The sequence below is a fragment of the Streptomyces crystallinus genome (genome assembly GCF_039521265.1).
Classification (GTDB): Bacteria; Actinomycetota; Actinomycetes; order Streptomycetales; family Streptomycetaceae; genus Streptomyces; species Streptomyces crystallinus.
This window is the reverse complement of sequence record NZ_BAAACA010000021.1, coordinates 172,760-185,641: the sequence shown is the minus strand read 5'-3', so window position 1 is coordinate 185,641 and position 12,882 is coordinate 172,760. Positions and strand designations below refer to the sequence as shown.

Sequence of the window (12,882 nt, the reverse complement as noted above, 5' to 3'; positions counted from 1 at the left end):
GCGCCTGGGATATCCGGATCTGCTCCATGGTCAGGTCGTGGCGCATCTCGGCACGGCTCCAGGCGCGCTCCGCGAGCTCCCACATGGTGGTCAGATGGATGGGATTGGTCCCGGTGACCTCGGCGAGCGCCACGATGGCGCCCTTGGGCGCGAGCAGCCGTCCGCCCAGATAGCGCTCCCACGAGGTCTTGCTGTACCCGGTGCGGTCGGCGACCGCCGCGAGGCTCAGTCCACTGCGGTCGACCAGCCGGCGCAGCTGGCTCGCGAACTCCTTGACCTGCGGGTCGAGTTCCTCCGGCAGCGCCTTCCAGCGAGGCATGTGCTTCCCCCTTGTCCCCCCATACGTGCCCGATGTGTCCCCGAGGGCCGGTGTCGCCCCCCGGCACACCCCTGGCCCCTGTTCGCCCCCCATCCTCCCGTCGGCGGGAAGCGCCGTCACCAAGGCCCCCGCGCCTGTGGACAGCTGTTGCCCGACGCACACAGAGTTGCGGAACGGTCACCTCCGCGCCACAGGCCTCGGGTTTCTCTTGAGCCGCGTTGGCGCGTGCATGACTCTTACGTCCACGGGGGACAGACGGCGCCCGTCGTCCGACGGGGGAGAGGACGGGCGCCGTTCTGTTTTTTCAGGGGTGTACCCACGGATGTACGCAGGGGATTACGCGCGAGGGGGCGTACGCGTTCACGTACGCCCCCTCAACGCACCCACACCTCGATCAGCCCACGGTGAACACTCAGCGCGGAGCGACCCCTCAGCGCACGGTGAACCGGACCGCGTCCTCCAGGAACGGGATGTCCAGCCAGGGCCGGGGCTGCGCCACCAGGGCGAGCAGCACGATCAGGACGCCGAGCGAGCCGTACGTGGTGATGTCGGTGAAGCGCGAGCGCACCGCCAGCATGCCCACCGACGGCAGCGTCCAGCGCAGCGCCGCGCCCGCCAGCAGGGCCAGGCCGATGACGATCAGCCCCACCCGGAAGAGGTCCACCGAGACCAGCAGCAGCCCGAACCCGGTCGAGCCGAGCACGGTCAGCAGCGGCCACTGGCGCGCGGGCGCCGGTGAGGCCCCGGAGGCCGCCCGGCCGCCGCCCTCGGGCCGCGCGGTGTCGCGCGTGACCGAGGGGAAGCGCCGGGACGGCTTGCGGGGCGCGGGGGTGGCGGCGGCCACGGCCCCCTCGGAGGACAGCGCGGCGGCCCCGCCCGGGGCCCCGTGGCCGTTGGCGGAGGGCCGGGCCCCGTTCAGGGCGGGCGACGGCCCGCCCGGCGTGGCTCCCGGGGACGGCAGGGCGCCGCTCGCCGACGGCTCGGCGGGCTCGTCCCCGCCGCTGCCGCCGTCCCCCGTACTCGTGTCGGCGTCCATGCTCGGTCCCTTGTCCCTTCCGGTCAGCTCGCGGCCGCGCCGCGCTCCGCCGCTTCGACGACGTTGACCAGCAGCTGGGCGCGGGTCATCGGGCCGACGCCACCCGGGTTGGGGGAGACCCAGCCCGCCACCTCGGTGACCCCGGGGTGCACATCTCCGACGATCTTGCCGTTCTCGTCCCGGCTGACGCCGACGTCGAGGACGGCCGCGCCCGGCTTGACGTCCTCGGGCTTGACCAGGTGCGGCACCCCGGCGGCGGCCACGATGATGTCGGCCCGGCGCAGATGGGCGGCGAGGTCACGGGTGCCGGTGTGGCACTGCGTCACCGTCGCGTTCTCCGAGCGGCGGGTCAGCAGCAGCGGCATCGGACGCCCGATGGTGACCCCGCGGCCGACGACCACGACCTCGGCGCCGTTGATCTCCACACCGTGCTCGCGCAGCAGCTGGATGATCCCGTACGGCGTGCAGGGCAGCGGACCGGGCTCGTTGAGCACCAGGCGGCCGAGGTTGGTCGGGTGCAGCCCGTCCGCGTCCTTGGCCGGGTCCATCAGCGTGAGGATGCGGTTCTCGTCGATGCCCTTGGGGAGCGGGAGTTGGACGATGTAGCCGGTGCACTCCGGGTCCTCGTTCAGCTCCCGGACGACCGCCTCGATCTCCTCCTGCGTGGCGGTGGCGGGCAGTTGGCGCTGGATGGAGGCGATGCCCACCTCGGCGCAGTCGCGGTGCTTGCCCGCCACGTACTTCTGGCTGGCGGGGTCCTCACCGACCAGTACGGTGCCGAGACCGGGGTGGATCCCCTTCTCCTTCAGGGCCGCCACGCGGACGGCCAGATCGGACTTGATCGCTGCGGCGGTGGCCTTGCCATCGAGAATCTGGGCGGTCATGTTTCCCATTCTTCCAGGGCGACACATGATCGCCCAAGTTGCACTTGCACAACACATCCAGCGTTCGGCTGGACAAACTTATGTCTCGTTTAGAACGATGATCTGCGCAGTACCGCGGGCAGTGCCGGGGGGCGAACCGCTCACAGACCACCTTTCCTCCGCTCGGGCCGCGTCGTCCCCGCACGGAACAAACGGAGGAATCGCGCCATGAGCTTCGGCGACCCCCAGAACCCCTACGGCCAGGCACCCCCGCCGCCGCAGACCCCGCCCGGCTACGGCTACCCGGCCGCGCCGCCGGTCCCGCAGCAGCAGGCGTACGGCTACCCGCAGCAGCCGGGCTACCCGGGCTACCCCGGCGGCATGATGATGGCCCCGCAGATGCCGGGCCTGATGCAGACCGCGCGGGTGTTCCTGTTCATCGTGGGAGCGGTCCAGGTGCTGGCCGGCCTCGGCTGGCTGTTCGTCGCCGCGGTCGCGGACGACGCTTCGGACAAGACGAACGACACCTTCGGCGACAACTTCGCCTCGGACTTCGGCCACGCCGCCGCCGGGATCATGGTCGTCATCGCGCTGCTCGCCCTCGGCCTGGCCGCGCTGTCGATCACGCTCGGCGCACGGCTGTCGCGCGGGCGTCAGGGTGTCCGCATCACGACGATGGTCTACGGCATCCTGGGCGCCCTGGTCGGCGTCCTCATTCTGGCCTCCGCGGCCGACGCGGGCAGCTCCAGCGCGGTGGTCATCGCCCTGCTGTGGCTGGTCTTCGGCGGCATCATGGCGGCGGCCATGATGACCCGCGACGGCGCGGCGTGGTTCAACCGCCCGCGTTACTGACGCACTTGCGCAAAGGGCCGCACTCCGCACACGGGGTGCGGCCCTTTCGTCTTCAGGGGCGCGGGGCGGCGACATCCGCGGCCCCGCCACGCGCCCCTGAGCCACTCAGCCCCTGAGCCACTCAGTGGAAGAAGTGCCGCGTGCCGGTGAAGTACATCGTCACGCCCGCCTTCTTCGCGGCCTCGACGACGAGCTCGTCCCGTACGGACCCGCCCGGCTGCACCACGGCGCGCACACCCGCGGCCGTGAGGATCTCCAGCCCGTCCGGGAACGGGAAGAACGCGTCGGACGCGGCGTAGGAGCCGCGCGCCCGCTCCTCCCCCGCCCGCTCCACCGCGAGCTTCGCCGAGTCGACCCGGTTGACCTGGCCCATGCCGACGCCGACCGAGGCGCCGTCCTTGGCGAGCAGGATCGCGTTGGACTTGACGGCCCGGCACGCCTTCCAGGCGAACACCAGCTCCTTGAGCTCGTCCGCCGAGAGCGCCTCACCGGTCGCCAGCGTCCAGTTCGCCGGGTCGTCGCCCTCGGCCTGGAAGACGTCCGTCTGTTGGAGCACGGCGCCGCCCGAGACCGGCTTGAGGTCGCCGGGCTGGTGCGGGGTGCCGTCGACCTTGAGGACGCGGATGTTCTTCTTGCGCGCCAGGACCTCGACCGCCCCGTCCTCGTACGCGGGCGCCGCGATGACCTCGGTGAAGATCTCCGCGACCTGCTCGGCCATGGCGACCGTCACCGGGCGGTTGACCGCGATGACACCGCCGAAGGCGGACAGCGGGTCGCACTCGTGGGCCTTGCGGTGGGCGGCGGCGAGGTCGGCGTCGACCGCGATGCCGCACGGGTTGGCGTGCTTGATGATCGCGACGCAGGGCTCGTCGTGGTCGTAGGCGGCGCGCCGGGCGGCCTCGGTGTCCACGTAGTTGTTGAAGGACATCTCCTTGCCGTGCAGCTGCTCGGCGTTGGCGATGCCGCCCGGCTGGCCGTCCGTGTAGAGCGCGGCGGCCTGGTGCGGGTTCTCACCGTAGCGCAGGGTGGACTTGCGCTCCCAGGTCCCGCCGAGGAAGGCGGGCAGTGCGGCGCCGTCCTCCGGCGCGTACACGTTGGTCATCCAGGAGGCCACGGCCACGTCGTACGCGGCGGTGTGCTGGAACGCCTCGGCGGCCAGGTGCTTGCGGGCCTCCAGGTCGAAGCCGCCGCCCTCGACGGCCGCGAGCACGTCCGCGTACCGCTCGGGGCTGGTGACGACCGCCACCGACGGGTGGTTCTTGGCGGCGGCCCGGACCATCGAGGGCCCGCCGATGTCGATCTGCTCGACGCACTCGTCCGGGGAGGCGCCCGAGGCGACGGTCTCCTTGAACGGGTACAGGTTGACCACGACCAGGTCGAACGGCTCGACGCCGAGCTCCGCCAGCTGCTCGCGGTGCGAGTCGAGCCGGAGGTCGGCGAGGATCCCGGCGTGCACGCGCGGGTGCAGCGTCTTGACCCGGCCGTCCAGACACTCGGGGAAGCCGGTCAGCTCCTCGACCTTGGTGACGGGCACCCCGGCGGCCGCGATGCGCCCGGCCGTCGACCCGGTGGAGACGAGCTCGACCCCGGCCGCGTGCAGCCCGCGCGCCAGCTCCTCCAGCCCACTCTTGTCATAGACGCTGACCAGCGCGCGACGGATCTCCCGCTTGCTACTCACGGCAACAGAACCTTTCGTCCCTCAATGCGATAGCCGTCGCGGGCCAGCCGCCCCACGACGTCGACGAGCAGCCTTCGCTCGACTTCCTTGATGCGCTCGTGGAGCGCGTCCTCCGTGTCGTCCGCCCGGACCTCGACCACGCCCTGGGCGATGATCGGGCCGGTGTCGACGCCGTCGTCGACGAAGTGGACGGTGCAACCGGTGACCTTGGCGCCGTACGCGAGGGCGTCACGGACGCCGTGGGCGCCGGGAAAACTGGGCAGCAGGGCGGGGTGCGTGTTGACGACCTTCCCGCCGAACCGGGCGAGGAAGTGCTTCCCCACGATCTTCATGAAACCCGCGGACACGACGAGGTCCGGGTCGTACGCTGCGGTCGCCTCGGCGAGTGCGAGGTCCCAGGCGTCACGGGTGGGGTGATCCTTCACCCGGCAGACAAAGGTGGGCAGACCGGCCTTTTCGGCCCGCTCCAGGCCGACGATGCCGTCCCGGTCGGCCCCGACGGCCACGATCCGCGCCCCGTATCCGTCCGGGTCGGCGGCGATGGCGTCGAGCAGCGCTTGGAGGTTCGTACCGGATCCGGAGACCAGCACGACGAGGCGCGCCGGAGCGGCGGAGGGGGACGGGGAGGCCACGGCTGGGCCCTTTCTCGCGTACGGGGTGAGGCGTGGTGGATCTGTGCCGGGTGGGTCTGTGCCGGGTGGGTCTGTGCCGGTGCGCGCGGTACGCCCCGCCGGGCGGGGCCTGGCGCCTGGGCGGACACCGCCCGCGACGCACCTTTGTACGGTCGTACGAACGAGTCGCCCCCCTCGATACGGGGAACCCTACGAATGCGCCGACCGTCAGCAACGATACCGGCACACCGAACCGCCCCCACGGGACGGGGGCAGGCCCGGCAGGTAGCGTCTGGGGAGGCGCGGTCCGAGGACGGCGCCGCGACGACGACATGAGCACGGACAAGAGCACGGACCTGAGCACGCCGAGCGTCCGCTCGGACCGCCCGCGGGGGCGCGTCCGCGCGACACTCGGCACTCGACCTGAATGCTCGACGAATGCGACCCCCTTGGCCAGGGGTCCGAGGGGAAGACGTTCACCAGATGCCGGACCGACGCGACCAGCCGTTCGCAGAACGCCAGTCCCCCGCGACGACGGATTCGACGGAATCGACGGGTTCGACGGATTCGACGGAATCGATGGGCTCAAGGGATTTGCCGGATTCGACGGGCTCGGCGAGTTTGACGGACTCGACGGGTCCGACGGGCTCGGCGAATTTGACGGCCTCCTCGGACTCCACGGGCTCCAGGGGTTCCGCGGGCTCGACGGGCTCGACGGGCTCCACGGATTCGATCAGCCCGGGGCGGGGCTCGGCCGGCGGCCCTGAGCGGGGCGCGGAGGATGGCCCGGGGAAGGGGCCGGAGGACGGCGCCCCTGGGGGGAGCCGGGGCGGGAACCAGGGCGGGATCCAGAGCGGTGGCTCGGCCGGTGGCTCGGCCGGTGGGCCTGAGCGAGGCCCGGACGATGGCCCGGGGCGGGGCTCGGGCGACGGCTCCGAGGGAGGCTCCGGCCAGGGGACGCCCGCTGACGACAACCCGTTCGCGGCGCCGCCGGAGGGCCGGCCCGACCAGCCGTGGCGGCCGCGCCGTCCGGCCGACGGCGGGTCGCCCTGGGGCAGCCAGTGGAGCAGCCGCCAGCCCGGCCGTGGCCAGGGCGGCTTCGGCAACCGCCCCGAGGACCCGGAGCGCGGCTCCGCGCCCGGCTCCGGCCCCGGCCAGAACTCCCCGCAGGGCCCGGCCCTGCGCTGGGACCCCACGGACCCGGCCCAGCGCCGCGCACGCTACGCGCTGCTCTCCGGCATGTGGGCGTTCTTCTTCGCCCTGTTCGACATGACGGAGATCGCGCTGCTGCTCGGCTCCCTGGCGCTGTACTGGGCGATCAGCTCACTCCGAGCCAAGCCGAAGCCCCCCGAGGCCGCCGCCGACTCGACCCCGCCCGCGCCTCCCGCCAAGCCGCAGACGACGGCGGCGGTGACGGGCCTGGTGACGGCGGTCCTCTCCCTGTCGATCGTGGCGGCGACGTTCACGATGCAGCTCGTGTACCGCGACTACTACACGTGCGTGGACGACGCCCTGACGAAGACGGGCTCCCTGGCGTGCAACGACGAGCTGCCGAAGCCGTTGCGGCCGTTGTTCGGGGTCAAGGAGTAGGGGGAGGCGGTCTGTTGGGCCGGGCCTGTCCTGAACCCCGCCGAACGGGCGGGCGGGTGGGACAGGGCCTGCCCGCCGCCAGGCGGGCGCCACAACCAGCAGGCCGCAGACGCCAACGGCGAGCAACCCACCACGAGAGGCCCGGGCCTCCCCAACCCCGCCGAACGGGTGGGCGGGTGGGCTAGGGGGCTGGGGGCCCGCCCCCCGGTTCGGGCGTGGGTGAGCCCTCCGCCCCGGGCTCACCCGAGTCCCCCGAACCGTTCGGCCCCGGCTCAGCCACCACCCCGTCCCCGGACGCACCCACGTCCGGCTCAGGCGCGCCCGCCCCCGCCGCACCCACACCCGGCTCAGGCACACCAACCCCCACCACACCCAAACCCGCCGCCCCCGGCGGCGCCGGCGGCCCCGTCTCAATGTCCGCCATCAACCCCCCGGACGCCTCCCGAAGCGCGGCCCACCGAACCTCCCGTGCCCCGCTCTCGTGCCACGCCCCCACCGGCAGGAAGTCGTACGGCTCCACGTTCCCCGAGTCCACCGCCGCGCCCCGCGACCGCCGCCGCCACCGGAACCGGCGCCGACCCAGCTCGCCCCGCGCCGAGAACGGGCGCGCCCCCACCTCACCCCGCGAAAGCCACCGCACCCAGAACTGACGCGCCCCCACCCCGCCCCGCGACCACCACCGCCGCCGAAGCACCTGCGGCAGCCGCGACCACCACCGCCACCGGAACACCTCCGGCAGCCGCGACCACCATCGACCCCCCGCCGCTCGCCGCGCCGCGCGCCCCGCCGCCCGCCGCGGCGCCCGCCCCCGCCACCACCGGAGCACCAGCGACAGCGGCACCCCCACCCCCGCCGTCCACAGCAGCGCCGCCCCGCCCGTGCGCCACCACACCGGACCCAGCGCCGCCAGGCGCCCCGTGCCCAAGGGGCCGCCCGAGAGCGCGGACAGGAGCGCGAGCGCCACCCCGCACACCGCTGCCCCGTACAACGCCCCCAGCGCCGTCTCCCGGCGCCCCCACGACTCGTCCGCCGCCCGTCGCGCCGTCCACCACGCGACCGCCCCGGCCGCCAGCACCGGCAGCGCCCCCACCGACCACGTCAGCCAGCTCCCGCGCGGCTCCTGTGGCAGCGCGCTCAGCAACGGGAAGTGCGGCACCGCCGGCGTCCCCGTCACCCCGAGCGGCGTCGCCACCGCGCCCGTGCCGAGCACGAATCCCGGCCCCAGCCCGTACGCCGCCCCCCACACCATCGCGTTCGGCACCAGCGCCAGCCCCAGGAACAGCACCGCGAGCCGCCCGGGCCAGTCCTCCGCCAGCCGCAGGAACGTGTCCTCGGCCGCGCCGATGTGCCACACCAGCGCCGTCCCCGCGAGCAGCGCCCCACCCGCCAGCAGCGTTGCCACCCCGGCCGACCCGGCTCGTACAGCCGTTTTCGTCTGACGATGGACCAGCACCCGGCGTACCGGCCCAGGCACCCAGCGCGGCAGCGGCGCGGACGGGCGGCCGTACGCGCTCCACAGCCCGACCGCCACCGCGACCGACGCCACCAGAGGCAGATGCAGCACGGCGCTGAGCGGCGCCGCGGGCAGCGGCCCGTCCGCCGCGTACAGCACCGCCGCCCCGCCCACCAACAGGTATCCGCCCGTCACCGCCGCGAACGCGGTCCAGGCGGGGGGCAGCGGCGGATGCTCGTCACTCTCCCCCTCGTTGACCTTGCCCTCGTTGCCCTTGCCCTCGTCGCTCTCCCCCTGGTCGTCCTCCGCCAGCTCCTCGCCGTACGTCAGCGCGTCCCGCGCCGCCCGGTGCGCCAGCCACACCGGCAGCCCGACGAGCAGCAGCGGCACGATCCCCACCGGGGCCGCCACCCCGCTCAGGGTCTCGGGTCTGACCAGCTGCGTTCCATGGGCGAGCAGCCACAGCGAGGCCGCCGCGCGCAGCGCGCCGCCGGGTCCGCTGTCGGGGTAGGGCGAGCTGATCCACACCACCGTCACCAGCACGGCGAGCGCCCCGAGCCCCAGCCCGGCCGCCACCGCCCCGCGCAGCGCGCAGGTGGCCAGTACGGACGAGCGGCCCTGGGCCGCCGGCAACATCAGGCCGCGATCGGTCACTTGTGTCACGCCGCCATGCTGCCAACGACACGCGCTTTCTCCACGTAAGAGGAAAATGCCCGCCGTGTCGCTCAATATACGTTTATGTACTTTTCTGCTCGGGGTAAGGCTCCGGGCGGTACGGCCGTCTCGGCCTTCACGGGGAGTCCAGGGAGCCCTTCATGACAGAGCGCACGTCCGACACCGGCGCCGCCATGTCGCCGCCGCCCCTGCCCACGCCCGAGGGGCGGCCCGCCACGGGCCCCGGCGACGCCCCGCCGGACGACACCCCCGCCGGGGACGCGGGCCCCGCCGCCCCCACCGCCCGGGTGAAACCCGGCGCCCACACCAAGCCCCTGAGCACCCGCCGCCCCCGCTCCGCCGCCAAGCGCGCGGCCCGGCCCCCGGCCACCGGCCCGGTCCGCCACGACCACGGCCAGGCCCACGGCCACGGCGAGGCCCACAGCCACGGCCACGCCCCGGCGCCGGCCCCCGCGCCCGCCGACGCGCCCGCCGCCTCGGACGAGCCGTCCCCCGAGCCCACCGCCGAGGTCCCCGAGCCAACCTCGGAGGTCCCCGAGCCGACCGCCGAGGCCCTCGAGCCGACCGCCGACGCCCCCGAGCCCGGCGCCCACCCTCTCTTCGAGACCCCCGGCGACGCCTTCGACGCCCTCTACGCCGCCCTCTCCGCCCCCCTCGCCCAGCAGACCTATCTGCTCACCGGGCGGCGGCGGCTGGCCAAGGAGGCCGTCGAGCGCGCCTTCCACCTCGCCTGGCGGCACTGGCCCGAGGTCGCCACCGACCCCGACCCGGCCGGGTGGGTACGGGCCGCCGCGCACGACCACGCCCTCTCCCCCTGGCACCGCTTCCGCCCCACCCACCGCCACCGCGACCGCGCCCCCGCCGACCCCGGGCTCCGTACGCTGCTGCGCGCGCTGCTCGACCTGCCGCCCGCCTACCGCCGTACGCTCCTGCTCTACGACGGCCTGGGCCTCGACCTCCCCGAGACCGCCGCCGAGACCGAGGCCAGCACCCCGGCCGCCGCGAACCGGCTGCTGCACGCCCGCGAGGCCGTCGCCCACCGCGTGCCCGAACTCGCCGCGGCCGCCGGTCCCGAGGCGCTCTCCGCGCTGCTGCGGCGGCGCCTCGGCGAACTCGCCCTCGCCCAGCCGCAGGGCGTCGTCAAGCTGCCGGGCCCCCGGCGCGTGCGCACCGGCGGCGAGCGCCGCAACCGGGTCTGGACGCGCGCCGCCGTCTCGCTGACCACCGTCATCGTCGGCGCGACGGCCTTCACGCTCTCCACCGCCCCCACCCGCTACATCCCGCCGGTCCCCGTCGGCCAGCGCATCGGCGGCGTCCCGCTCAACAGCGGTCCGCAGCGGCAGAACGAGGAGGACGTGGAGCTCCACCGCAAGCTGCTCAACGAGCCCGCGCACGGGCCGGAGAGGCTGGTCCCGGAGTTCCGCTGACCCTCCATCTCCAAAGAACGCGCGTGGGCCCGCACCCCTTGTCCAGGGGTGCGGGCCCACGCGCGTACAGACGTACGGACCAGCCGTACGGTGACCCGGAGGTCAGCCGGGGAGTCAGCCCGCGAGGATCTCGCGCGCCAGCTTGGCCGTCTCGGTCGGCGTCTTGCCGACCTTGACGCCCGCGGCCTCCAGTGCCTCCTTCTTGGCCTGGGCCGTGCCGGAGGAGCCGGAGACGATGGCGCCGGCGTGGCCCATGGTCTTGCCCTCGGGCGCGGTGAAGCCCGCGACGTAGCCGACGACCGGCTTGGTCACGTTGGCCTTGATGAAGTCGGCCGCGCGCTCCTCGGCGTCGCCGCCGATCTCACCGATCATGACGATCAGGTCGGTGTCGGGGTCGGCCTCGAACGCGGCGAGCGCGTCGATGTGCGTCGTGCCGATGACCGGGTCGCCACCGATGCCGACGGCCGACGAGAAGCCGATGTCACGGAGCTCGTACATCATCTGGTACGTCAGCGTGCCGGACTTCGAGACCAAGCCGATACGGCCCGGCTTGGTGATGTCGCCCGGGATGATGCCGGCGTTGGACTGGCCCGGCGTGATCAGACCGGGGCAGTTCGGGCCGATGATGCGGGTCTTGTTGCCCTTGGCCGTCGCGTACGCCCAGAAGGCGGCGGAGTCGTGCACCGCGATGCCCTCGGTGATGACGACGGCCAGCGGGATCTCGGCGTCGATCGCCTCGACCACGGCGGCCTTGGCGAAGGCCGGCGGCACGAAGAGGACGGACACGTTCGCGCCGGTCTTCTCCATCGCCTCGGCGACCGTCCCGAAGACCGGGATCTCGGTGCCGTCGATGTCGACGGACTGGCCGGCCTTGCGCGGGTTCACGCCACCGACGATGTTGGTGCCGTCACCCAGCATGAGCTTGGTGTGCTTCATGCCCGTGGCACCGGTCATGCCCTGGACGATGACCTTGCTGTCCTTGTTGAGGAAGATAGCCATGGCTCTGGTTTCCCTCGTCCCTTACTTCGCAGCCGCGAGCTCGGCGGCCTTGTCGGCCGCGCCGTCCATGGTGTCCACGCGCTGGACCAGCGGGTGGTTCGCGTCCGACAGGATCTTGCGACCCAGCTCCGCGTTGTTGCCGTCGAGACGCACGACCAGCGGCTTGGTGACCTCTTCGCCCTTGTCGGCGAGGAGCTGCAGCGCCTGGACGATGCCGTTGGCGACCTCGTCGCAGGCGGTGATGCCACCGAAGACGTTGACGAACACGGACTTGACGTCCGCGTCGCCGAGGATGATCTCCAGGCCGTTCGCCATCACCTGGGCGGACGCGCCGCCACCGATGTCGAGGAAGTTGGCCGGCTTCACGCCGCCGTGGTTCTCACCGGCGTACGCGACGACGTCCAGGGTGCTCATGACGAGACCCGCGCCGTTGCCGATGATGCCGACCTCGCCGTCGAGCTTGACGTAGTTGAGGCCCTTGGCCTTGGCGGCGGCCTCGAGGGGGTTGGCCGCGGCCTTGTCCTCCAGAGCCTCGTGCTCCGGCTGGCGGAAGTCGGCGTTCTCGTCGAGCGAGACCTTGCCGTCCAGCGCCAGGATGCGGCCGTCCTTGGTCTTCACCAGCGGGTTGACCTCGACGAGGAGCGCGTCCTCGGCGACGAAGGTCTTCCACAGGGTCACCAGCGCCTCGGCGACGCCCTCGGCCACCTCGGCCGGGAACTTCGCCTGGGCCACGATCTCGCGGGCCTTCTCGATGTCCACGCCTTCGACGGCGTTGACCGGGACCTTCGCGAGGGCCTCGGGGGTCTTCTCCGCGACCTCCTCGATGTCCATGCCGCCCTGCACCGACGCCATGGCGAGGAAGGTGCGGTTGGTGCGGTCGAGGAGGTACGAGACGTAGTACTCCGCCTCGATCTCCGGAGACAGCTCGGCGATCATCACCTTGTGGACCGTGTGGCCCTTGATGTCCATACCGAGGATGTCCGTCGCACGGGCGACGGCCTCGTCCGGGTTCGCTGCCAGCTTCACGCCGCCGGCCTTGCCGCGGCCGCCGACCTTCACCTGCGCCTTGACGACGGACTTGCCGCCCAGCCGCTCGGTCGCCTCGCGGGCTGCCTCAGGCGTGTCGATCACTTCACCGGCCAGCACCGGTACACCGTGCTTGGCGAAGAGGTCCCTCGCCTGGTACTCGAACAGGTCCACGCGCGTCCGTCCCTTTTCAGTGGTCTCGCGGTTCGTTGTCTGCGTGGGCGTGCCGCGAAGGGCAACGTGACGGCGCTGTCACTGAGGGAGGCGTACACGGTGTCCGGGTACGCGGCATGTCCGTCTCGCAGGTTATCCCCGCCAGAGCGAGCTCCCTAAATCGCAGATCACACCTGAGC

At 73.1% G+C, this 12,882-nt stretch carries 12 protein-coding genes; 3 read left to right on the top strand and 9 right to left on the bottom strand.

The window, feature by feature from the left end; all coding sequences use genetic code 11:
- From ABD236_RS19590 to ABD236_RS19580, 3 genes are all read right to left on the bottom strand, one after another.
- Positions 1-319: helix-turn-helix domain-containing protein (locus tag ABD236_RS19590; RefSeq protein WP_344075059.1), on the bottom strand; the 319-nt coding region annotated here is incomplete at its 3' end.
- Between the two features lie 430 nt (positions 320-749).
- Entirely contained in the window at positions 750-1,355 is a 606-nt protein-coding gene (locus tag ABD236_RS19585; RefSeq protein WP_344075058.1) for a DUF3017 domain-containing protein, read from the bottom strand.
- 23 nt (positions 1,356-1,378) lie between these two features.
- Positions 1,379-2,239: a bifunctional methylenetetrahydrofolate dehydrogenase/methenyltetrahydrofolate cyclohydrolase gene (locus ABD236_RS19580; protein WP_344075057.1), complete on the bottom strand. Its 861-nt coding sequence runs from the start codon at positions 2,237-2,239 to the stop codon at positions 1,379-1,381.
- 207 nt (positions 2,240-2,446) lie between these two features.
- Between ABD236_RS19580 and ABD236_RS19575 the strand changes: the two genes are divergently transcribed.
- Positions 2,447-3,070: a hypothetical protein gene (locus ABD236_RS19575; protein WP_344075056.1), complete on the top strand. Its 624-nt coding sequence runs from the start codon at positions 2,447-2,449 to the stop codon at positions 3,068-3,070.
- Between the two features lie 121 nt (positions 3,071-3,191).
- Here ABD236_RS19575 and purH read toward each other — a convergent pair whose 3' ends face one another.
- From purH to ABD236_RS19560, 3 genes are all read right to left on the bottom strand, one after another.
- Positions 3,192-4,748, bottom strand: a complete 1,557-nt coding sequence (gene purH, locus ABD236_RS19570; RefSeq protein ID WP_344075054.1) for a bifunctional phosphoribosylaminoimidazolecarboxamide formyltransferase/IMP cyclohydrolase — start codon at positions 4,746-4,748, stop codon at positions 3,192-3,194.
- Positions 4,745-5,380, bottom strand: a complete 636-nt coding sequence (gene purN, locus ABD236_RS19565) for a phosphoribosylglycinamide formyltransferase (protein ID WP_344075053.1) — start codon at positions 5,378-5,380, stop codon at positions 4,745-4,747. The genes purH and purN overlap by 4 nt, the downstream gene beginning before the upstream one ends.
- A gap of 455 nt (positions 5,381-5,835) precedes the next feature.
- Positions 5,836-6,039 carry a hypothetical protein gene (locus ABD236_RS19560; protein WP_344075052.1) on the bottom strand — a complete coding sequence of 68 codons (204 nt, stop codon included), beginning with the start codon at positions 6,037-6,039 and terminating at the stop codon, positions 5,836-5,838.
- Positions 6,040-6,205: 166 nt separating this feature from the next.
- Here ABD236_RS19560 and ABD236_RS19555 point away from each other — a divergent pair, with 166 nt between their 5' ends.
- A complete protein-coding gene (locus ABD236_RS19555; RefSeq protein WP_425543907.1) occupies positions 6,206-6,949 on the top strand; it encodes a hypothetical protein in 744 nt (247 codons plus the stop codon).
- Between the two features lie 181 nt (positions 6,950-7,130).
- On the opposite strand, the gene ABD236_RS19550 is transcribed toward ABD236_RS19555, so the two are convergent.
- Positions 7,131-9,065, bottom strand: coding sequence for a cell division protein PerM (locus tag ABD236_RS19550; RefSeq protein WP_344075049.1), 1,935 nt, complete (start codon positions 9,063-9,065; stop codon positions 7,131-7,133).
- 152 nt (positions 9,066-9,217) lie between these two features.
- Here ABD236_RS19550 and ABD236_RS19545 point away from each other — a divergent pair, with 152 nt between their 5' ends.
- On the top strand, positions 9,218-10,504 hold the full coding sequence (locus ABD236_RS19545; RefSeq protein WP_344075048.1) for a sigma factor-like helix-turn-helix DNA-binding protein: 1,287 nt from the start codon (positions 9,218-9,220) through the stop codon (positions 10,502-10,504).
- Positions 10,505-10,618: 114 nt separating this feature from the next.
- Here ABD236_RS19545 and sucD read toward each other — a convergent pair whose 3' ends face one another.
- Positions 10,619-11,503, bottom strand: a complete 885-nt coding sequence (gene sucD, locus ABD236_RS19540; protein WP_344075047.1) for a succinate--CoA ligase subunit alpha — start codon at positions 11,501-11,503, stop codon at positions 10,619-10,621.
- Between the two features lie 21 nt (positions 11,504-11,524).
- Entirely contained in the window at positions 11,525-12,703 is a 1,179-nt protein-coding gene (gene sucC / locus ABD236_RS19535; protein WP_344075046.1) for an ADP-forming succinate--CoA ligase subunit beta, read from the bottom strand.
- Positions 12,704-12,882 lie beyond the last annotated feature (179 nt).